Origin of the sequence: Paenibacillus sp. J53TS2 (genome assembly GCF_018403305.1) — a bacterium.
GTDB classification, from domain to species: Bacteria; Bacillota; Bacilli; order Paenibacillales; family Paenibacillaceae; genus Fontibacillus; species Fontibacillus rhizolycopersici.
In genome coordinates this window covers 325601-346133 of record NZ_BOSK01000001.1, presented here as the reverse complement: position 1 = coordinate 346133, position 20533 = coordinate 325601, and the positions used below count along the sequence as shown (strand labels likewise).

The 20533-nt window shown below is 51.8% G+C and carries 17 protein-coding genes; 8 read left to right on the top strand and 9 right to left on the bottom strand.

Going from position 1 to position 20533, the window contains the following annotated elements:
* Window positions 1-15: 15 nt before the first annotated feature.
* The 3 genes from KJS42_RS01645 to KJS42_RS01635 form a co-directional block, all read right to left on the bottom strand.
* Window positions 16-468, bottom strand: a complete 453-nt coding sequence (locus KJS42_RS01645; RefSeq protein WP_193415162.1) for a carboxymuconolactone decarboxylase family protein — start codon at window positions 466-468, stop codon at window positions 16-18.
* A 71-nt stretch (window positions 469-539) separates the two neighbouring features.
* Window positions 540-1430 (bottom strand): RNA polymerase sigma factor SigJ, encoded by an 891-nt coding sequence (gene sigJ / locus KJS42_RS01640; protein ID WP_213621765.1) that lies wholly within the window; start codon window positions 1428-1430, stop codon window positions 540-542.
* A gap of 107 nt (window positions 1431-1537) precedes the next feature.
* A complete protein-coding gene (locus KJS42_RS01635; protein WP_155607404.1) occupies window positions 1538-2788 on the bottom strand; it encodes a methyl-accepting chemotaxis protein in 1251 nt (416 codons plus the stop codon).
* A 249-nt stretch (window positions 2789-3037) separates the two neighbouring features.
* Between KJS42_RS01635 and KJS42_RS01630 the strand changes: the two genes are divergently transcribed.
* Together KJS42_RS01630 and KJS42_RS01625 are read left to right on the top strand one after the other, a co-directional pair.
* Window positions 3038-3490 (top strand): MarR family winged helix-turn-helix transcriptional regulator, encoded by a 453-nt coding sequence (locus KJS42_RS01630; RefSeq protein ID WP_239483643.1) that lies wholly within the window; start codon window positions 3038-3040, stop codon window positions 3488-3490.
* Window positions 3480-4997 carry a DHA2 family efflux MFS transporter permease subunit gene (locus KJS42_RS01625; RefSeq protein ID WP_213621764.1) on the top strand — a complete coding sequence of 506 codons (1518 nt, stop codon included), beginning with the start codon at window positions 3480-3482 and terminating at the stop codon, window positions 4995-4997. The genes KJS42_RS01630 and KJS42_RS01625 overlap by 11 nt, the downstream gene beginning before the upstream one ends.
* An 86-nt stretch (window positions 4998-5083) precedes the next feature.
* On the opposite strand, the gene KJS42_RS01620 is transcribed toward KJS42_RS01625, so the two are convergent.
* The 4 genes from KJS42_RS01620 to KJS42_RS01605 all read right to left on the bottom strand — a co-directional run bounded on the left by KJS42_RS01620 (window position 5084) and on the right by KJS42_RS01605 (window position 10762).
* Window positions 5084-7525, bottom strand: a complete 2442-nt coding sequence (locus KJS42_RS01620) for a glycoside hydrolase family 94 protein (RefSeq protein ID WP_193415165.1) — start codon at window positions 7523-7525, stop codon at window positions 5084-5086.
* Window positions 7526-7626: 101 nt separating this feature from the next.
* Window positions 7627-8679, bottom strand: a complete 1053-nt coding sequence (locus KJS42_RS01615; RefSeq protein ID WP_213621763.1) for a LacI family DNA-binding transcriptional regulator — start codon at window positions 8677-8679, stop codon at window positions 7627-7629.
* A gap of 98 nt (window positions 8680-8777) precedes the next feature.
* Entirely contained in the window at window positions 8778-9698 is a 921-nt protein-coding gene (locus KJS42_RS01610; RefSeq protein ID WP_213621762.1) for a molecular chaperone DnaJ, read from the bottom strand.
* A gap of 176 nt (window positions 9699-9874) precedes the next feature.
* Window positions 9875-10762 (bottom strand): C40 family peptidase, encoded by an 888-nt coding sequence (locus KJS42_RS01605; protein WP_213621761.1) that lies wholly within the window; start codon window positions 10760-10762, stop codon window positions 9875-9877.
* 102 nt (window positions 10763-10864) lie between these two features.
* On the opposite strand from KJS42_RS01605, the gene KJS42_RS01600 reads away from it, so the two are divergent.
* Window positions 10865-12127: an MFS transporter gene (locus tag KJS42_RS01600; RefSeq protein WP_213621760.1), complete on the top strand. Its 1263-nt coding sequence runs from the start codon at window positions 10865-10867 to the stop codon at window positions 12125-12127.
* A gap of 115 nt (window positions 12128-12242) precedes the next feature.
* Window positions 12243-13235 carry an aldose 1-epimerase gene (locus KJS42_RS01595; RefSeq protein WP_155607397.1) on the top strand — a complete coding sequence of 331 codons (993 nt, stop codon included), beginning with the start codon at window positions 12243-12245 and terminating at the stop codon, window positions 13233-13235.
* A gap of 98 nt (window positions 13236-13333) precedes the next feature.
* Here KJS42_RS01595 and KJS42_RS01590 read toward each other — a convergent pair whose 3' ends face one another.
* Window positions 13334-13690 (bottom strand): LytTR family transcriptional regulator DNA-binding domain-containing protein, encoded by a 357-nt coding sequence (locus tag KJS42_RS01590; protein WP_193415171.1) that lies wholly within the window; start codon window positions 13688-13690, stop codon window positions 13334-13336.
* Window positions 13691-13880: 190 nt separating this feature from the next.
* On the opposite strand from KJS42_RS01590, the gene KJS42_RS01585 reads away from it, so the two are divergent.
* Window positions 13881-14957: a lactonase family protein gene (locus KJS42_RS01585; RefSeq protein WP_483311265.1), complete on the top strand. Its 1077-nt coding sequence runs from the start codon at window positions 13881-13883 to the stop codon at window positions 14955-14957.
* A gap of 89 nt (window positions 14958-15046) precedes the next feature.
* The gene (locus KJS42_RS01580) at window positions 15047-16123 is read left to right on the top strand and encodes an AI-2E family transporter (RefSeq protein ID WP_213621759.1); all 1077 of its coding nucleotides are present in this window, start codon (window positions 15047-15049) and stop codon (window positions 16121-16123) included.
* Window positions 16124-16225: 102 nt separating this feature from the next.
* Here the strand turns inward: KJS42_RS01580 and KJS42_RS01575 are convergent, their stop codons facing one another.
* Entirely contained in the window at window positions 16226-16762 is a 537-nt protein-coding gene (locus KJS42_RS01575) for a hypothetical protein (protein WP_213621758.1), read from the bottom strand.
* Between the two features lie 146 nt (window positions 16763-16908).
* Here KJS42_RS01575 and KJS42_RS01570 point away from each other — a divergent pair, with 146 nt between their 5' ends.
* Window positions 16909-17931 carry an FUSC family protein gene (locus KJS42_RS01570; protein WP_244868346.1) on the top strand — a complete coding sequence of 341 codons (1023 nt, stop codon included), beginning with the start codon at window positions 16909-16911 and terminating at the stop codon, window positions 17929-17931.
* Between the two features lie 198 nt (window positions 17932-18129).
* Entirely contained in the window at window positions 18130-20499 is a 2370-nt protein-coding gene (gene helD, locus KJS42_RS01565; protein ID WP_213621757.1) for an RNA polymerase recycling motor HelD, read from the top strand.
* Window positions 20500-20533 lie beyond the last annotated feature (34 nt).

Sequence of the window (20533 nt, the reverse complement as noted above, 5' to 3'; positions counted from 1 at the left end):
TTTGCGTTTAACTGTTTAACCTTCATCGCGGCAGCCGGGAAACATGCCGGTAGTGATGGCGATGCGGTTCCAGCAGTTAATGACATTGATCGCGAAGATGAGATCCATCGTTTCCTTCTCGTTGAAAAAGCTGCGGACCCGGTCATAAACCACCTGCGGCACGCCGCCATCGGCGATTCGGGTTACGGCTTCGGTCAACTCCAGCACCGCTTTCTCTTGATCGGTATAGCAAGGAGCTTCCCGCCAAACGCTGACCAGGGCAATCCGCTGTTCGCTCTCACCGAGCTGGCGCATTTCCGTCGTGTGCATATCAAGACAATAAGCGCAGCCGTTGATTTGCGACGCGCGTATTTTGATCAGCTCGTACAAAACCCGGTCAAGTCCGCTCTCGGTCACTTGCCGTTCCAACCGACTCATCGCCTGGTAAACGTTCGGGTTGGCTTGATAGTGGTCCATTCTGACTTTCATATCGAATCCCTCCATTGGATGTTGTTTGTTCTTACGTAGGTAAGACAAGGGGAGGGAGCGAGTTGTGACAACTAAACCGACGGAGCTCTGAAGATTTTATCGGGATTGCTGATCAAGTAGAAACGAAGGATACGTCCGTGCGCATCGCCTTCGAACAGAATCACGTGAATAACGTGTCCATCGCGGTAATGGACCAGTCCGATTTCCCCGTTGATCCGCGTAGGAACCAGTTCACCCTGCAGTGAACCTTTGGCCTGAATCCCTTGCCAGAATGCAATAACGCGCTCCTTGGACAGGATGGGATTGATGGCTGCCCGTACTTTGCCGCCTCCGTCTGAAATCAGTACCGCATCTTCCCGAATCAAATGGAGGAGCGGGCCAAACTCTCCGGTCTTTGCCGCTTTCAAAAATTCGCCGGTCCATTTCGCTACGGTTTTTTCATCAGCAGGAGTCGGAGCCGCATCCCGGTCGGTTTTGATCTTGTTCCGAGCTCGGCTCAGCAGCTTCCGGCAGGCTACCGCACTTTTCCCCAGAATCTCGGCGATTTCCTCGTACTCCATGGCAAAAGATTCCCTTAGAACAAACACGGTTCTTTCGTCGGGGGTCAGGCGTTCCAGCAACACCATAAACGCGTAAGAAATTTGCTCCTCCCGCAACAAGCGGTCGAGGTGCGTCTCCGGAAGCGGATCAAAGACGGGTTCGGGTAACCAGGGTCCGGTGTAAAGCTCTCGAGACAAACGAGGTGACTTTAATGCGTTTAGACTACGATTCACGACGGAACGCATCAAATAGGATTTTGGTTGACGAATACGGTCGGCTTGTATGTTTTGCTGCAGGTCGGTGAACACTTCCTGCACGATATCCTCTGCTTCTGACCAAGATCCGGTCAGTCGGTATGAGAGGGCGGTCATCGAGTGGCGGTATTCTTGATAATACTGAGCCAATTGGGCAGACGTCGACATGGTTGCCTATCCTCCGTTCTTTGCGATTCGCTATCTATTATCTTACCGAAAAAATGAAAAAAACCCAGCCCCTTTTGAGTGAAGGGCTGGGCTTTGGCAGTGATCGGTTAGAACTTGAAGATATGTATCGTCTTTTGCAGCTGGAACACCGCATTTTTCATCGCTTCGGATTCCTCGGCCATGGCCCGGATCGAAGTGATTTGCTCGTTCATGGATGCCGATACCTGTTCAGTGCCCGCCGCGGATTCTTCGGTAATGGCGGAAATGTTCTGAATGGAAGAGGAGATATTCTGTGCGCTTTCCAGCATCGCTTCGCTTTCTTTGGAGAACGCAGCAATTTCCCCGCTGATGTATTGTACACTTTGGACGATCTCTTGGAAAATTTGCTCGGCTTCGCGGATCATTTCGCTTTGTTGCCGGACGACCTCTTCATTGATTTTGATGTTTTGCCCCGCCTGCTTCACATCCAGCTCGATGCTGCGGACCAGATTGAATACCTCCTTGGTCGATGCGGTCGATTCCTCGGCCAGCTTACGAACCTCGTGGGCAACCACTGCAAATCCGGCTCCGTGCTCGCCTGCCCGTGCAGCCTCAATGGAGGCGTTCAATGACAACAAGTTGGTCTGTTCGGCTATTTCCGAGATGGTCGCGGTAATTTTGGTAATGCCTTGCGCGTTTTTGGCCAAAGCTTCGATGGAATCGGCAACTTTCTCGGTCGCTTCAATGTTCTTGCGCATGCCATTCGCTTGCCGCGAGACGGATTCGCGTCCGCGCTCCACCAGTTGAATCATTTCGTCGGACCGTTGATTCATTTCACGGGTAGAATCGGTGTAATTGCTTACCTTCTGTTCAATCTCGCCGATCGCGTCTTTCATGCCGCTGACGTCTTCGGAGATGGCGTTCGCGCCAAGCGCCAGCTCGCTGGAGGAGTGGGTGACTTGGGTCATGACTTCGATCAGCTCTTGGTTGCGGTCGGAAATGCTCCGGCTGGAGTCCATTACCTTGCGAGTGATATCCGAGGTCTCCTGCAGGATTTTGCGCAGCTTGTCCACCATGCTGTTGAAGGAGCGACTGAGATCGTCCATGCCTCCGGATTCCGAGATTCGGCTGGTAAAATCGCCTTTGGCGATTTTTGCGGAAGCGCTGGTGATATCATCGAACGAACCCGTAAGCGCTTTCTGGAGATAGCGCGAAAGCGGGAAAGTAAGCGCTGCCAATACGGCGATCATTAAGATGCCGATGACGATGTGTCCCAGCAGGATGAAGACGATCAGCGATGGGACGGCAAAGAGCGCAGCCACGAGATAACACGCGGCGGAGATCTTTCCGGATAAGGGAAGTCTGTTGAACCATGTCATGAGATTCATGTCCTCCTTAAGTAATAGGTGAATTCTACCATAATTATATCATCCATGACGTCAGGGGTATAGGACGAAATATTCCGAGAAATGCTAACCCAAAGTTGAAAAAGTTCTTATTATGCCGAACCTTGGGGCTTGTAATTTTCTTATTGACAATAAACTTGAACCTTTGTTAAATATAGTCATGAAATATTTCGTATACGAAATATTAAATTATAAAACAAAAATTTAAAGGATGAGAGCTGCTTGGATCAAAAGCAACGCATGCATGAGATCGTGGAATCCTTTCGCGAGGTGAAAAGAGCGTTTTACCAACTGTTATCCAAACAGGCCGAGCCCTTCGGCATTACTGGTATCCAATTCATGGTGTTGAAAAGGATTCAGAACAACCCGCAAATCGGTGTTACCGAGCTTGCCGATCAGATGCGGATGGGGAACAGTACGGTCAGCGGAGTGATCGATCGTCTGGTGAAAGCAGGACTGGTGGTGCGCGCACGTTTGGATAGCGACCGAAGATCGGTTGCCTTGCAGATTACGGACAAAGGGATGGAGGTTTATCAGCTGACGGACCTTGAATATACGAAGGCAATCACAACCGTTCTGGAGACATCCGGGAGAGACATCGACCATATGCTGCAAACGCATCACAAAATTATAGAGTCATTAGAGAAAGTGAGAGAAGAAACCCATGAACCATGAAGCGGCTGTACAGGACGTGAATTTCAAGAGATGGCCCATCGTCATGGCGCTCCTGATCGGGGCGTTTGTGTCGATTTTGAACCAAACCTTAATGAACGTTGCCCTACCACAGATGATGGACGACTTGGGTGTGGGAGCAACTACCATCCAATGGCTGTCGACCGGATTTATGCTGGTGAATGGCGTCTTGATCCCAATCAGCGCCTTTTTGATGGAACGTTTCACGACGCGGATGCTGTTTATCTCCGCGATGATTTTGTTTTCGGCCGGTACATTTATTTGCGGAATCGGTTCCAGCTTCGAGCTAGTGCTCGCCGGACGGTTGGTCCAGGCTGCCGGAGCCGGCGTACTGATGCCGTTGATGACCGTCGTATTCCTGACGATTTTTCCAATTGAGAAACGCGGTCAGGCGATGGGGATGATGGGGATCGCCATGATCTTCGCCCCGGCGGTTGGTCCAACGCTTTCCGGATGGGTGATTGAACATCATCCGTGGAACGTCTTGTTCTGGATCATTTTTCCGTTTGCGATTTTGTCCATTTTTCTAGGCTTTATCTTTATGAAAAATGTAACCCAAGTCGGCCGACCGAAGCTGGATGTTCTGTCGATCATTTTATCGACGATTGGGTTTGGCGGCGTCTTGTATGGCTTTAGCGAAGCCGGCAGCACCAGTTGGGGCGAGACGGAAGTTGTCGTCAGCCTGATTGTCGGCGTCGTCTCCCTCGGGGTATTCCTGTGGCGCCAAATGAGATCGGATAAACCGCTGCTGGAATTTCGCGTGTTTAGATACGATATGTTTTCGTTAACTACGATAATTAACGTTGTGGTTACGATGGCGATGTACGCGGCAATGATTCTGCTGCCGATTTACCTGCAGAAGATTCGCGGCTTCTCGCCGCTCGAATCGGGTCTTTTACTTATGCCTGGGGCGATTCTAATGGGGATCATGTCCCCGATTACCGGGATGATCTTCGACCGAATCGGCGCGCGCTGGCTGGCGGTGGTTGGGCTGGGGATTACGGCGGTGACGACATGGGAATTCAGCAATTTGACCGACAGCACGACCTATACGCATCTCATTTTGATGTATACGGCCCGAATGTTCGGGATGTCCATGCTGATGATGCCGATCCAGACAGCTGGCCTCAATCAGCTGCCGGCGCGGCTTAACGCACATGGTACGGCGATGTCAAATACGCTCCGGACGATTGCAGGAGCGCTGGGCACCGCGCTCCTGGTGACAATCATGTCCTCTCGCGCCAAGGAGAAGGCGACGGAGATGATCCTCACGGCCGGGATCAATCCTAAGGATCCCTCTAATGCGCAGCAAGTGGCTCTGATCACCCGAGACGCGACGATTAACGGAATCGATTTTGCCTTTGTCGTGGCGACGGGAATTACGCTGGTCGCCTTCGTTTTGGCGTTCTTTATTCGCAAAGTCCAGGTAAATATAGAAGGTCAGGACTCGGGGAATGAGGAAAACGGCATGAAGCCTGCCAAGGCTTAGATTTCTCATTGTAATCAAAAAGGTACAATCGCTCAGGATTTCTGAGCGGTTGTACCTTTTTTGGGTCGGAAAAAGTAGTAAGTTTTTTATCCGAGAACAACTTCAACTTGATGCACGCCGCCATCGCCAACCGGGGCGATAACGTTACCCTGAATCGGCTGGCCGTCAACCGTGATGCGGGCTACGCCTTTTTCCACATGGTTCGGGTTGCTCACGCGGATCACGTACGTGTCGCCACGGAAGACGCGGGTGATTTCGTATCCATCCCAAGCGGATGGAATGCAAGGATCAACCTTCAGGCCGCCGAAGTCGGCTTGAATACCGAGAATCGCCTGCGTGATCGCCACGTAGTTCCAGGCTGCCGTGCCGGTGAGCCAGGAGTTCTTCGCTTCGCCGTGACGTACCGCGTCTTTACCGGCGATCATTTGCGAATAGACGTATGGCTCCATCCGATGGACTTCGCTGATCTCTTCGAGGTACGCCGGAGCGATTTTCGAATAGACCTCAAACGCCCGATCGCCATGGCCCAATACGGTTTCAGCGATCATAATCCACGGGTTGTTGTGACAGAAGATCCCGGCGTTTTCTTTGTACCCTGGCGGGTAACTGGAGATTTCGCCCAGGTTCAGATAATACTTCGAATACGGCGGTTGCTGCAGCACGATACCGTATTTCGTATCGAGACGCTCTTCAACGGAAGTGAGCGCTTTAGCTGCCAAACCTTCTTCAACGCCGATGCCAGCCATGACGCACATCCCTTGCGGCTCGATGAAGATTTGACCCTCCGCGTTTTCCTTGCTGCCGATTTTTTCGCCATAATGATCGTAAGCGCGCAGGAACCAGTCGCCGTCAAAGCCGTGCTCCAGCGTTGTTTTGCGCATTTTTTCGATCCAGTCGAGCGCATCTGTCGCATCGGCGTCCAACCCGCGCATACGGCAAATTTCAGCGAAGTCCGGGCCTACGAAGACGAACAAGCCGGCAATAAATACGGATTCGGCGACGCGGCCTTCGATGTTCGCGGTCGTTTGGAACGATTCACCCGGCTCCTTGGAGAAGCAGTTCAGGTTCAGGCAGTCGTTCCAGTCCGCGCGGCCAATCAGCGGTAAACCATGCGGTCCCAGGTTGTGTACGACATGGTAGAAGGAACGTCTCAAATGCTCAAACAGCGTTGCGGTGTTATCCGGGTTGCTGTCGAATGGCACTTGCTCGTCGAGAATGCTGAGATCGCCGGTTTCCTTAATATAAGCGGCGGTTCCGGACACCAGCCACAACGGATCGTCGTTGAAGCCGCTGCCGACCTCGTTGTTGCCTTTTTTGGTCAGCGGTTGATATTGGTGATACGCGCTGCCGTCTTCAAACTGGGTCGCGGCGATGTCGAGAATCCGCTCTCTGGCACGTTCCGGAATTTGATGCACAAAACCGAGCAAATCCTGGTTGGAGTCGCGGAAGCCCATACCGCGGCCGATTCCGGATTCGAAATAGGAAGCGGAACGCGACATGTTGAAGGTTACCATACATTGATACGGATTCCAGATGTTGACCATGCGGTTCAGCTTGTCGTCGCCGCTTTGGATTTGGTATTTGGACAGCAGGCCGTCCCAATACGTAGCCAGTTCGGCCAAGGCCCGGTCGACGTCAGCGTCCGTGGCGAATTTGTCGATCATCTCAAGCGCAGGTTTTTTGTTGACCACGCTTGGGGCTTCCCATTTCTCTTCTTCCGGCAATTCAACGTAACCGAGAACAAAGATCAGGCTTTGTTCTTCACCCGGAGCAAGCTTCATCGTCACTTCGTGCGAGCCGATCGGCGACCAGCCGCTGGCCACGGAGTTGGAGGCTCTGCCAGCCACGACGACCTGCGGCTCGTGTAAGCCGTTATATAGTCCGACGAAGGATTCGCGATCCGTGTCGAAGCCGTCGATGTCACGGTTGACGGAATAGAACGCATAATGATTCCGGCGTTCACGGTATTCGGTTTTGTGGTAAATGACCGAATCCAGCACTTCCACTTCGCCGGTGCTCAGGTTGCGCTGGAAATTTGTCATGTCGTCCTGGGCGTTCCAAAGGCAGAACTCGGCAAAAGAGAAGAGGGAGACCTTCTTCGTCTCGTTGCTCGTATTTTTTACCGTCAGGCGATGCACTTCGCCGTTATAGCCAAGCGGAATAAACGCCAGCTGCGTTACCGAAATCCCGCCGCGTTCCCCGGTAATCGAGGTATACCCCAAACCGTGACGGCATTCGTAAAAATCCAGCTCGCGCTTCACCGGCATCCAGCCCGGTGTCCAGAAATCGCCGTTGTCATGGTCGCGGAGGTAGTAATAACGTCCGCCGGTATCGAGAGGAATGTTGTTGTAGCGGTACCGGGTCAACCGACGCAGGCGTGCATCCCGGTAGAACGTGTAGCCGCCGGCGGTATTGGAAATTAATCCGAAAAATTGCTCATTGCCAAGGTAGTTAATCCATGGGTAAGGGGTTTGCGGCGTATTGATCACATACTCTTTGCGTTGATCGTCAAATGCTCCGAATTTCATGAATAGGAACTCTCCCTTCGTTTGTGAACGCGCGTTTATTTCGTTGAAAAAAGATTCCTCCCAACAATCGTTGATCGTATTGTAGGAGGAGGTGCGCCGGCTTATTCCGTCGGGGGCTGGCAGGAATCCCGGATCACCAGGCGGGTTGGAAAGCTGACCGTGCTGAACGTGGGCTGCTCCGTTTCGCAAAGCTCGAGCACCTTTAATACGGCGGCCTTTGCCATCTCGTCGACGGGCAGGCGAACAGTGGTCAGCTTGGGCGTGATCCGAGAGGCTAGTTGGACATCGTCAAAGCCGATGACGGATAACTGCTCAGGCACACGAACCCCGCTTTCCGCAAACGCTTCCATCGCCGCAAAAGCCATGTCGTCGTTGGCGCAAAACAGCGCTGTCGGTAAGGTTCCTTGCTCAATGAGCTTGCGGGTTTCGCGATAAGCGCTCTCCTTCAGGAACTCGCCTTCAAGGACAAAAGCCTCGGGCAACGGCAAATTGTGCTTCTGTAATGTGTGCTCATAGGCTAAGTATCGCTCACGCCCCGAAAACGTATTCATGCTGCCTTTCAAGATGCCGATTTCCCGGTGCCCCAGCTCGATCAAGTATTCGATCGCCTGGACCGTGCCCTCGTAGTCATTGGAGTTTATGACGGCCAAGTGGTTCTTGTTCAGCCGCTCCGCCATGATCTCCGCGATGTCGTAATCAACGAGCACCAGCGGCGCTTCCTGGTCCACCATTTCCCGAACCAGCTCGATGTCCTTTTGGGTGCCGACCAGAATCCCGCCGTCGATCCGCTTCTGTTGGAAGGCTTGCTTTACCTTCTGAAAATCACCCGGCGAATAGACGGTATGAATCAGAACATAAAATCCGCGGGCATTGGCTGTATCGACGACCATGTCGACGATCGGGGCAAAGTAGCTGTTCTGATAGATGCGGCTGGTGTCTTCCTTCTCGGTCATGCTGATGGCGAACAGGCCGATCGTATCCGTCCGTTTACCGGCCAGAGCCCGGGCAAAGCTGTTAGGTTCATAGTGGTGCTGCTCGATGACGCGGAGCACTCTGGCCCGTGTTGCTTCCGGAACGTTCGGATAATTGTTGATTACCCGTGAAACGGTGCTGCGGGACACCCCGGCCAGTTTAGCTATGTCTTCGCTGCGCATAAGGTTGGTCCCCACTTTCGTAAACGCGCGTTTATAGGGTTATTTTATAGCATCCTCTGAAATTAATCAATTCCGAAAAATGCACGAAAATAAGACGGCTATTTCGCCGCCTTAGGGATGTTCTCCAAGTACTCCTTCATCATTTGAATCGCTTTGTCTTTGTTCTTCGTGTCGGAACGGAGGGAGATGATCATGTCCGTCATCCCGAGCGGAAGTTCCTTCACCAGGGTGCTGTCGGTGACCTTAATCCCGTACACGTGCTCGGTATTGTCTTCGTCGGATACATCCTTGACGAGGTTGTCATCGGTCAGGAGATCTTTAAGCTCGCCGCTCGCCACGTCGTCGAGGCTGAGAAAAGCGCCGCCATTCGACAGCCAATCGAAGGTCGGGGCATCGGTAATATAAATATCCGGACTGGATGTAGCTATAACAGCCATCGCTTTTTGCTGGTAGGCCATATCCGCCGAACTCGCGCCGGCTTCCCCTTGAGGCGGCAAATACACATTCTCAATCTCCACCCGCTTGAAGCCAGTGATTTGTGCCGTCATGGCTTGCTCTAGGGCGTCGACACCGCCATTTTGGTCGTCGGTCATAAAATTGCCAACCATCATGATCGATAGGTCGATGGGGGGCAGGGCGGCTAGCCGTTTTTGTTCTTCGCGGTGATCAAGATAAGCGTTCGTACCGAAGATAATGGCGACAACAGCGATAAGTCCAATGATCACGTAAGCTCGGTAAAGTCGGAAAAAATCGTCGACTTTCTCGGCAGTTCCGGCCAATTTGCCCCACTTCGCATAGCGCTTCTGGTTTAACTCCGCGATTTTTCGCTGTTCCTCCGTCTCCACGATCCGCTTGTAGGCTTGGATTTTTCGTTCGATTTCCTCGGCTTCGCCAGGGCTCGGATGGCGGGAGCGGGATTTACGGAGCAAAATGTCAAATACCTTCTCCAATTCTTCGCGGGAAGCGTTTTCGGGTAACCCCAGCAGTTCATAATCCTGTTTTAAATTGTCCTTGTCCATCGTCTTTCTCCTCTGAATCCATCGGGTTTTGATGTATAAATATTATATGGAAAGTGATGCATACATTTATTATACTTTGTATTTGTAACGAAGGGAAATCGCTTGTCGACAATAAAAAAAGCCGGGTGAACCCAGCAGTTCCCCGGCCTATGATTAGGAGGGCCCAAGCCCTTCTGCTAACGAATCCGGCGCATGGAAATGATGACGTCGCTCCAATAGCCGCTATCTAGTGGGCTGATTTGAACGCCCGGGGCGCCCCAAGTGTGAATGAACTTGCCGTCGCCGATATAGATGCCGACATGACCCGCGACATTGTCGGATTTAAACCGGCCCGGGACGGTGAAGAAGATCAAGTCTCCGACTTGAAGATGGTCGCGCGTCACCGATATGCCTTCTTGGGCTTGATCGCGGGCCAACCGCGGCAGGTCTTGGCCGAATTTTTTGAAGACATGGCGGGTAAAGGACGAACAATCGAACGTTTTGGACTGCTCGTAAGGAGAAGCGCCAAATTCATAAGGAACGCCCAAATACTGCTTGGCATAGGCGACCATCTCATCGCGATGATCGGCGACTCCGAGAATCCCGTAGCGGCTGGTCCCGGTTTGCGGCGGAATGCGGCCGCCCGCCGGGGAAATGCGGTCAAACGTCAAAGCCCCCGTACGCGTATCGATTTGGGCTTTCGTTTGCAGCAAGGCCGATACGGCATCCATCGTCATATACAATTGGCCGTTTTCGCGCACTGGCGCCTGGGGCAGGGAAATCGGCTGTCCAAAGGAAATGGCATGTCTTTGACTGGGCTGAACGGTAAACATCACATCGGAAAAACCGAGGTTGGCCGTGTCGCCCGTTTCTTGCAACCGCAGGCCCAGGCTTTGAGCCACTTGCGTCAGCGGAACCCAGCTCGTGCCGCCCGCGTCCGTAACCGCTTCCGTTCTAACTGGCGATCCATCGGAAGGAGGGACGGAATTCGAGCGGAGCCGGTCCGGCTGGCCGCATGAGGTGACAAGCATGAGCGACAGGGCCATACAAGCAAGGAACAATCCAAACTTCAAGGTATAGCGCATAGGGTGAGAAGCACTCCATTCATTCAGATTAGCGAGACACTTGAAGTATGTAAAAAAAGAGATAGAACTATTCGGGCAGGAGCTAAAGGAGCTACCATCATCATGAAGAGCAGCCTCATGCAAAGAACGCAAGTGCAGCGCAAGCCGTCACGCCAGCGCCGCAACCTGGCGATCGCGACCTGGGAGGGCGTCCCTTCCACGATCTTTCAAACCTTGCTTGGCGGTCAGTTCCTGACCGGATTTCTGCTATATTTGGGGGCGAACTCCGCCCAAATCGGCTTCGTCCTCGCGATTACGACCTTTGTGAATATTGCCCAAATCGCGGTCGCCTTCCTGATTCAACGATTAACCAGCCGCAAATGGGCGCTGGTGCTGTTCGTTGGGATGCACCGAATTCTGTGGGGAGCGACGGGCTTGGTTCCGTTTGTTTTTCCGCATCGTTATTGGGTTGCCGGATTTATCGGACTGTATATCGTCGCGTTTATGTTCAATACGGTTGGCGCGATACTGTGGAACTCGCTGATAAGCGATATTGTACCGGCACGGGTCAGAGGGAGATATTTCGGGATCCGGAATACGTTCCTCAATGCACTTAGCACACTGGTCATGTTTTTGGGCGGGATGGTATTGGATCATTATCCGGCGGCACAAGGGTTCTTCTATTTGTATATCGTGATCTGGATCAGTGCTATAGCCAATATCGTCGTGTTTTCGTTTTATCCGGACATGGCCTTCGAGCGTTCAGCGGAAAGCAAGTTTCTCCCGATGCTGCGTAAACCTCTGCGCGATGGAGCCTTCATGAAGGCGACGTTGTTCCTGGCCGGTTTCCTGCTCCTGCAGAACCTCGTCGTTCCGCTTTATTCGTATGTGATGCTGGAATTGCTGCACATCAATTACCAGACCATCTCGCTCCTGAATGTGACGCAGACGGTATTTATGATGGCGAGCTTTTACGTTTGGGGGAACCTGAACGCGCGTTACAGCAATCGCCGCCTGCTGTTCTGGACGCTGCCGATCATTGCGCTAGCGATTCTCTGCTGGGGCGGCTTGTCCTTCTTGCCGATGCTGCCCGTGCTCTTCCTCGCTCATATGATATTTGGGGTAGGGGTCGGCGGCTTTAACCAATTGGCCTTTAACTTTATGATCGGCGACACCCCCAAATCAGAACGTCCGATGTACATGGCGATGTACTCGGCCATTACCGGCGTCGCTTCTTTCTTTGGCCCGCTAGTAGGCGGTCAGGTGCTGGAATGGATCGAAGGTTGGCCGACCTGGACGCAAGTGTTCGGTATGCAGTTGGTCGTCGGGGCGGCGATGATTGTGTTGGCCGCGAGTTTGGGCCGGCGAATTTTGCGCGATGTGTGAGGGCGACGATTCCAGCGGAATGGGGCATCGTTGTGACGGACAGGGGTGACTTTTGGAGGCGCTTTAAGGTATATTACAAGTTGAGTAGCTAAGCAATGAAGGGAGATTATCATACATGGCACAAAGAACGGCTTACGAAGGTACCTATCAAGGTGAAAAAGCAGTATGGCTTAAATCCGGGCGGTATGAGGCGATCATGCTCCCGGAAATCGGCGGCAATTTGATCGCTTTCCGCGATGTCGAAAGCGGTTACCGCTTTTTGCGCGAACCTGGCGAGAGCGAGATGGAAGCTTTCAAGAGCAACCCGGGTGTACACGGCATTCCGGTGCTGTTTCCCCCAAACCGCTATGAGGACGGATTGTTTCCATGGAAAGGCGAGGTTCTGAAGTTTCCGGTAAACGAGGCGGCAACTCACAACCATTTGCATGGATTTTTACATACGACGGCCTGGGAGGTCGAGGATTTCGGCCAAACGCCGTTTGAAAGCTATGTCACGGTTAAGGTAACCGTTAACGAGAGCCATGAGGTGTACCGTTACCTGCCATTCAAATTTACGGCCCGTTTAAAGTACACTTTAAGCGACGATGGCTTAGCCCAGCAGGTGTTCGTTCGCAATGACGGCGACAAGGAGATGCCTTGCTTGTTGGCTTTCCATACGGCGGTGAATGCGCCGTTTGCGCCGGAGAGTACAGCGAAGGATTACCGGGTGAAGCTGACGATCGGACAGCGTTGGCAAATGAGCGAGCGGATGCTCCCAACTGGATCCTATCAACCTCTTACGGCTGAAGAGCTGCAGATGCAGGGGGAGGGTGTGTTTCCGTTCTTCGCTTCTATGGATAATCACTATACGGCCGTGCCGCAAAACGGCAGAAATCGGATGGAGCTGACCGACACGAAACTAGGAAAAACCCTCGTTTATGACGTGGGAACCTCCTACAAGCAATGGATGATTTGGAATAACGGCGCAACGGAAGGCTTCTTCTGCCCAGAGCCGCAAATCAATCTGGTGAATGCGCCAAAGGCGGAATTGCCGGCAGAAGAAATCGGATTGTTCAGCCTGCTTCCAGGCGAGATTTGGGAGGAACGCTCCCGTCTGTACGTGAAATAACTTAGTCCAATGAAAAAAGCAGCCGACCGGCCGTCTGAGACGACGCGAGTCAGCTGCTTTTTCTTTGGCCGTTAGGCCTGATCCCATTGGGCGGAGAGTTAATTGACCCCGGCAGTTACCTTGCCGCGCAGTGACGGGATCAGCCGCTTCATTTGCTCCAGATTGCGTCTGGGCACATGAATCGTTTTGATGCCGTGCCGTTCATCCCGGAACCATACGACATTGTCGCGAATTTCGGAGACCTGGGACAGGTTGACATAGCAGTTCGTGCTGATGCGGTAAAAGCGAGGGTCTGAGATCAGCTTCGAGGTCTGTTCGGCGGATAATCTCTGTTTAATACTGTAATTCCGTCCATGAAAGCAAACCAGTCCGTGAGCTCCGATCTTGAAGAAATACGTCTCGTAAGGATTGAGGTCCTCATAGACACCCCTTTCTTCGAGTCCGACGTTCATCATTCCAAATCCCCCTTTAGAAGATGCTTTCGGAAGCGCTTACAGTATATCATATTTTAACCAATTTGGGTAGGTGACCGATTCATGTTAAAAATTTTATCTTTTTTCGGTTGAGACTGGACTTTTAAGTCCATTTACGAAAAAATATAAAGGATGTTATTCCAAACGAGCTTTCCTGAAGGAGGATATTCAATTGTCAGCTTCACAACCTCGATTGCTGTTATTTGTAGGATCGTACGCCGAAACAAGCGATCCTGGAGTTTATGTATATGAAATGGATTCGGTCAATGGGGAGATTCGTCTTCTGGATCAAGCCACCGGGTTGAAGAACCCTACCTTTCTTGGCGTAGATGCAGAGCACCGCAAGGTTTACGCCATTTCCGAAACGACCAAGGAAGGGGAGCGAATCGGCGAGGTCATCGCATTTGATGTCGACGCCGTGGGCAAGCTGCGCGAATTGAATCGTGAGGTTACAATTCGCCCTTCTTCTTCGCATATCCAGCTCGACCGAAGCTGTCGCTTTGCCGTTGTGTCGGGATATCACGGCGGTAATGTCGGCCTTGTGGAGCTTCAAGCAGACGGATCGGTGGGCCGCTTGGTCGACGAGCGTCAGCACGAAGGCCAAGGTGCCGACCCGGTGCGTCAGGATCGTCCGCATCCCCACTCGGTGGCATTCAGCCCGGACAATCGGTTCGCGTTGGTTGCTGATTTGGGATTGGATCGCCTTGTGGTGTATTCGTTTGAACCGGAAACCGGACGGCTGGTTTACCAGAGCGAAGCTTCTACTCCACCGGGGGCGGGTCCGCGCCATCTGGCCTTTCATCCAAACGGGCAATGGTTGTATTCCATCAATGAAGTGAATTCATCGATTTCGTTTTTTCATTACGATGCGGCGACCGGTAAATTGGCACTACAGGACACGGTGCCAACTTTGCCGGCTGAATACACAGGGGAAAATACGACGGCGGAGGTAGCTATTTCAGCGGACGGCCATCATCTCTATGGCTCCAACCGAGGCCATGACAGCTTGGTGCATTTCACGATCGACCCGGTGAACGGACGGCTTACGCTCGTTGAACATGTCTCCAGCGAAGGTGGGCATCCGCGGCATTTTGCGCTTACGCCGGACGGTATGTATCTGATTGCAGCGAACCGGGATGACAATCTGCTGGCGGTTTTTTCGGTAGAGCCGGAGAGCGGACGATTGACGTTTACCGACAGGACCGTATCTGTATCCAAGCCGGTATGCGTGAAGCCGGTGTGGTTCTAAAAGGATTCATTTGCAATGTACCAGAGGCTCGCATAAGATTAACGCAGGGGATTTTTATTCAGTAAACATGAAGGAGCCGGTTGTGACTCATGACGTTTTTTAGGGAATTGTTTCAAATGGCGGGATTCCGTAGGGTGTTAGCCCTGCTGTTTGTCGTGATCGTCCTGTATTTCGTTCGAAGTATGCTCAATATGCTGCTAATCACATTTATTCTGACGTATTTAATTAATCGGCTGCACAATTTCATCAGCCGGAATGTGGCCAAGGTGATTCGCGTCAACCGAACCGTAACCGTCCTGTTTATCTACGTCGTGTTGATCGCACTGCTTGGCTATGCAATCTACTACTATATGCCGGTGCTGCTCACCGAACTAACCGATTTGGTTAACCAGGTGATATCCTTTTATTCTAATCCTCCGGTGCTGATGGATAACCCGATTCTGAACTACATTGTTGAATATTTGAAAGATATCGATCTATCGGCTTATATCAACAACGGTTTTGACTTCTTGCTCAGTACGCTGACCGATATCGGCGAATGGAGTTTGAATTTGTTTATCGCCATTGTGCTCAGCTTGTTCTTGTTGCTGGAAAAAGAGAAGGTGACCAATTTTACCGTTCTGTTCCGCGAAAGTCGGATCGGCGGACTGTTCAAGGAGCTGGAATACTTTGGACGGAAGTTTGTTCAATCCTTCGGTAAAGTCATTGAGGTTCAATTCTTAATTGCTCTGGTCAATGCTTCATTATCGACGATCTTCTTATGGATATTAGGATTTCCAAACCTGATTGCCTTGGCGATCATGATCTTTCTGTTGGGGCTGGTCCCAGTCATGGGCGTCATCATTTCATTGATCCCGCTCTGCGCGATCGCCTTTAAAATCGGCGGATTGATCAAAATCGTATATGTGCTGATTATGGTCGCCGTTGTTCATGCGGTCGAAACGTATTTCCTGAATCCGAAATTCATGTCCAACAAAACCCATTTGCCGATTTTCTTCACCTTCCTTATCCTGTTGGTCTCCGAGCATTTCCTTGGGATCTGGGGATTAATAGTCGGCGTTCCGATCTTTATCTTTATGCTGGATATCGTCGAGGTTCCTGTTGGGGTCCATCCCCCTGCGGTGGTGAAGATTGGGGCAGAACCGGAACCGCCGGCAGAGAAATAAATAGCGAAGATCAAACGATTTGATAAACGTAAAAGCCGCTGAGCTGACCGTATAGGTAGCCCAGCGGTTTTTTTGCGGATCAACCGTAGTTTATGCTTTGGGTCAATGGGGCAGGTGGCTCCAATTAACCTGATTGTTCTGGTAATCCGCTGTAGGCTGTCCCGGTTCGCGGTCCTTCCAAGAGCGGTTAATGACTTTCTTCAGCTTGTCAGGGAGCTTGGACTTGATTCTGTCCGCCTTCTCCTTGTCGATTTTCCCCTCTGCAAGCGCTTGGTCGATATTGCGGTTCGCCGTTTCGGTCAGCTTCTTCAAGTATTCGGCTTCGCTCCAGCCTTTTTGGACTTGTACAATTTGAAGCAGCGTTTTGCCCTGCTTCAATTGCCCTACCAGCGCCTTCGGTTCAATACCTAGCATTTCGGCCGTATCTTTCACGATATGACCGCCGCGGAAATGACCGTGCGGGTGACGATGATTCGCTTCCATCTGAGACGGAGTTGGATTCGCCTGCGGTGGTTGATCCGCCGGTACGCCCGTTTCCGCATACACGGAGCCTGCCGTGGCAGTTGATCCGGCAGCAATCAGGAGAGCAAGGGTCAATTTGCCGGCTATTGGTTTCAAGTTCTCCATAAACATGGACATTTTTCACCTCTTCGTTTAGAATAATTTGGTCCTTGCCTTCTTCAGTCTTGACCAAAAAATCGCAGGATATCTGAAACGAACCTTAATATTTCTTAAAAATTCGCTTAAAATAATGGAATGTGTCGTGGAACGTAGGGGGAATGGAAGTGACATTTGGTGCAAGAATGCTGAAAACGGGGGTCGCGGTTACACTGGCTCTTTACGCTGGCGTTCTACTGGGGTTATCTTCGCCGGTCATCGCGGCGATCGCCGCGATTTTTGCCATGCAGCCAACGATTTATCGTTCTTGGCGTTACTTGATCGATCAATTGCAGACGAATACGTTAGGGGCCATCCTGGCTATGCTTGGGGGCATGGTGTTCTCCAACGAACCGATCGCCGTTGGTCTGGTTTGCATTCTGGTTATCATGATCTGTCTGCAGTTGAAGATGGGGGATACGATCGGCATTACGCTGGTTACGGTCGTTTCCGTTATGGAGGCATCAGGCCAGTGGGAATTTGCTTTGAACCGATTTTTGCTTAGCTTGATTGGTATTTTTTCCGCTTTTATTATCAATATTGTTCTGTTTCCGCCTAAACCGAAGGTGCAATTCGAGCAGCAAGTCCGGCAAACCTTCGATCGGCTGTCACTGTTGTTGCGAACGGCCATTTCCGACGAGATCAAAGAAGCGGTCTTTCGTTCCGATAAGCGAGATCTGGAGGATACGATTGCCCAACTGGCAGAGAAATACAAACTGATGGAGGAAGATCAGAAAAAAATCAAGGCTCCGAAATTTAGCGATCATCGTTTACTGGTCGTGTACAAGCAGATGCTGCGCACGCTTCGCAAAGGGTTCGAAGTGCTGGATGCGGTGGAGCAACATTATTTCCAAGCAGCCCGTACGCCGGAGTTAAACCAGGAATTCGACGAGCATCTGGAGAAGCTGACCAAGTTTCACGAGCATGTCATGCTGAAGTTCGATGACAAACTGAAGCCAGGCTACAGCGAATCTATGCAATTTGAAACAGAAAACGACGAGTTCCTGCGGCGGATGCTGGACCGGTATGCGGCAGAGCGGACAGGCGTCCTGCGCTTATCCATCGTGTCGGCCGAGATGTACGAATATGGTCACCAATTGGAGCGTCTTAACCGGCTAGCCGACCATTCCGCGGCAGGGGCAGGCGATTAATCGATACAAAAGAAAAAGTCCTGCCTTTTGGGCAGGACTTTCATGTCACCTATCGTGCAAACATAGATTGATAAGTAATGATCTTCTTGATACAATAAAAAATAGACTGCATTCTACTTATTCGTAGATACAATCAACCTGAGTCAATGTTACCACATTTCTTGTTGATTGTCAATATATCGTATGTGGATGTTATAGATGCCATTCAAGGGAGCGATTCAATTGGATCATACAGATCAGGCTTGGCAGGAAGAACAACGTCGCGTGGAGTACGTGGCCGATCAAATCGATGCCCGGATCCGTAAGCTCGAGCGGGAGGTTGGCAGTGTTCGCGGAGACGTTGTAGAGATGCGGAAAGATTTCTGGGACGAGGTAACGGTGAACTTCAGTGAAGCGGACGATGTTGGCGAAACGTCCACCAGTTTGCGGCAGCAGTCCCAGGTGCTTGCGGAGCGGGAGAAAAGCCATCAGCATGCATCCATCGCATTGGGAAAGATGAAACGGCTGAAGCAATCCCCTTATTTCGGACGGATTGATTTCGCTGAAGATGGCGAACCGGAAGAGGCCATCTATCTTGGGATCGCTTCGTTGCTCGAGGAGGGGGATGAAACGTTCCTCGTTTATGATTGGCGTGCGCCCATCTCAAACCTCTATTATGACAGTGTACCTGGGCCGGCTTCCTATGAAACGCCCTCCGGCACGATCACGGGGACGATGTCGCTGAAACGTCAGTTCGTGATTCACGGTCGCAACATCAAGCTGATGTTCGACACCGGCGTCACGATTGGAGACGAGCTGTTGCAGCAAGTATTAAGCCGCAGCTCCGATGCGCAAATGAAGAGCATCGTGGCAACGATTCAACGCGAGCAGAACAAGATCATCCGCAACGATCGCAGCCGGATGCTGATCGTACAAGGGGCGGCCGGGAGCGGCAAGACGTCAGCCGCCCTGCAGCGGGTCGCCTACTTGCTCTACAAGCACCGGGAGGTGCTGCAAGCCGACCAGATGATTTTGTTCTCGCCCAATCCGATGTTCAATAGTTACGTATCGACGGTGCTTCCTGAACTAGGCGAGGAAAACATGCAGCAAACGACGTTCCAGGAATATCTGGAACACCGGCTGGGAAGAGAGTTCCAGCTCGAGGATCCTTTCGTTCAGATTGAATACGTGCTTTCCGCGCCGGAGGATGAAGCTTATCGAGCGCGGGTCAACGGCATCCGATTTAAATCGTCGGTGCAGTTTCTGCATGCGATCACGCGGTATAAGGAGCTGCTGGAGCAGAAAGGTATGATCTTCAAACCGCTGCGCTTCCAGGGAAGGGAAATCGTTGGCGCGGAACAAATTGCCCGGCAATTTTATGCCTTTGATCCGGCGATCCGGCTGGCGAACCGTTGCGAGCTGCTGAAGGAGTCGTTGCTGAAGGAAATTGCTGCCTTCGGGAAATCCGAGCTGGATCAGCCTTGGGTGGAAGAACAAATTCAGTTGCTGGATACGGAGGATTATCAGCGGGCTTACCAACGCATGCGGCGGCAGCAGCAAGGGAAAGGTACCTCGTTTAGTGACTATGAGGATGAGAAGACCATCCTTGCCAAAATGGTGGTCAGCGACCGTCTCAAGCCACTTCGCAAATGGGTCAAATCGTTGCGGTTCGTAGACGTGACGCGGCTGTATACGCAGCTGTTTAGCGACATGTCCATGATTCGCGAGGTCAATCCGGAAGGACTGCCCGAGCATTGGGAAGAAATCTGCGAACAAACGCTGCGAAAAATTGCGGACGGCGAGCTTTTTTATGAAGACATTACGCCATTCCTCTATTTAAAAGAGTTGCTGCTCGGTTTCCGATCCAACACCTCGATGCGTCATGTGATCATCGACGAGGCGCAGGATTATTCGCCGTTCCAGCTGTTCTTCCTGAAGCGATTGTTCCCGAGGGCCAAAATGACGGCGCTTGGCGATTTGAATCAGGCCATATATGCCCATGCCTCCGTGCTTCAGCAATCCTCCGTGCTCAGCGACTTATATGGAGCGGACGAGAGCGAACTGATTACGCTGGAGCAAAGCTACCGTTCCACGCGTCAAATCGTCGAGTTCACTCGAGAAATGATTCCCGGCGGGGAAGCGATTCTTCCGTTCAACCGGGAGGGGGCGAAGCCGGAGGTTCGTCTCGTTGGCGATGTTACCGAGCTTCATGCTTCACTGGAGGAAACCATCGGTCAACTGCGCGCGGACGGGTACGAATCGATTGCTGTCATTTGTAAAACGGCGGAGGAAAGCCTAGACGCGTATGAGCGGCTGAGCGCCAAGCTGCCGGCTAAGCTGATCAAGAAAACGACCTTATCCTTCGAGAAGGGTGTCCATGTGATTCCGGCATATCTGGCCAAAGGCGTAGAATTCGACGCGGTGCTGATTTATGACGGGTCCGATCGTAAATACACGAGGGAAGCCGAAAGAAAGCTGTTTTACACGGCCTGCACGAGAGCGATGCACCTGCTGCGAGTCTATTCGATCGGTGAACCCAGCCGATTTATCCGGGAAGCGGCAAAATCGACCTATACTTTGCTTCCGTAACGAGCGGTATAATTTCGGCAAAATGAATCACACT

What these genes read in the sequence shown, in the direction of transcription:
- KJS42_RS01575 (WP_213621758.1), bottom strand. Translation starts at nt 16,762, where the DNA reads ATGTCCATGTTTATGGAGAACTTGAAACCAATAGCCGGCAAATTGACC.
- KJS42_RS01615 (WP_213621763.1), bottom strand. Translation starts at nt 8,679, where the DNA reads ATGCGCAGCGAAGACATAGCTAAACTGGCCGGGGTGTCCCGCAGCACC.
- helD (WP_213621757.1), top strand. Translation starts at nt 18,130, where the DNA reads ATGCCATTCAAGGGAGCGATTCAATTGGATCATACAGATCAGGCTTGG.
- KJS42_RS01605 (WP_213621761.1), bottom strand. Translation starts at nt 10,762, where the DNA reads ATGCGCTATACCTTGAAGTTTGGATTGTTCCTTGCTTGTATGGCCCTG.
- KJS42_RS01625 (WP_213621764.1), top strand. Translation starts at nt 3,480, where the DNA reads ATGAACCATGAAGCGGCTGTACAGGACGTGAATTTCAAGAGATGGCCC.
- KJS42_RS01620 (WP_193415165.1), bottom strand. Translation starts at nt 7,525, where the DNA reads ATGAAATTCGGAGCATTTGACGATCAACGCAAAGAGTATGTGATCAAT.
- KJS42_RS01580 (WP_213621759.1), top strand. Translation starts at nt 15,047, where the DNA reads ATGACGTTTTTTAGGGAATTGTTTCAAATGGCGGGATTCCGTAGGGTG.
- KJS42_RS01610 (WP_213621762.1), bottom strand. Translation starts at nt 9,698, where the DNA reads ATGGACAAGGACAATTTAAAACAGGATTATGAACTGCTGGGGTTACCC.
- sigJ (WP_213621765.1), bottom strand. Translation starts at nt 1,430, where the DNA reads ATGTCGACGTCTGCCCAATTGGCTCAGTATTATCAAGAATACCGCCAC.
- KJS42_RS01635 (WP_155607404.1), bottom strand. Translation starts at nt 2,788, where the DNA reads ATGACATGGTTCAACAGACTTCCCTTATCCGGAAAGATCTCCGCCGCG.
- KJS42_RS01590 (WP_193415171.1), bottom strand. Translation starts at nt 13,690, where the DNA reads ATGATGAACGTCGGACTCGAAGAAAGGGGTGTCTATGAGGACCTCAAT.
- KJS42_RS01595 (WP_155607397.1), top strand. Translation starts at nt 12,243, where the DNA reads ATGGCACAAAGAACGGCTTACGAAGGTACCTATCAAGGTGAAAAAGCA.
- KJS42_RS01645 (WP_193415162.1), bottom strand. Translation starts at nt 468, where the DNA reads ATGAAAGTCAGAATGGACCACTATCAAGCCAACCCGAACGTTTACCAG.
- KJS42_RS01600 (WP_213621760.1), top strand. Translation starts at nt 10,865, where the DNA reads ATGAAGAGCAGCCTCATGCAAAGAACGCAAGTGCAGCGCAAGCCGTCA.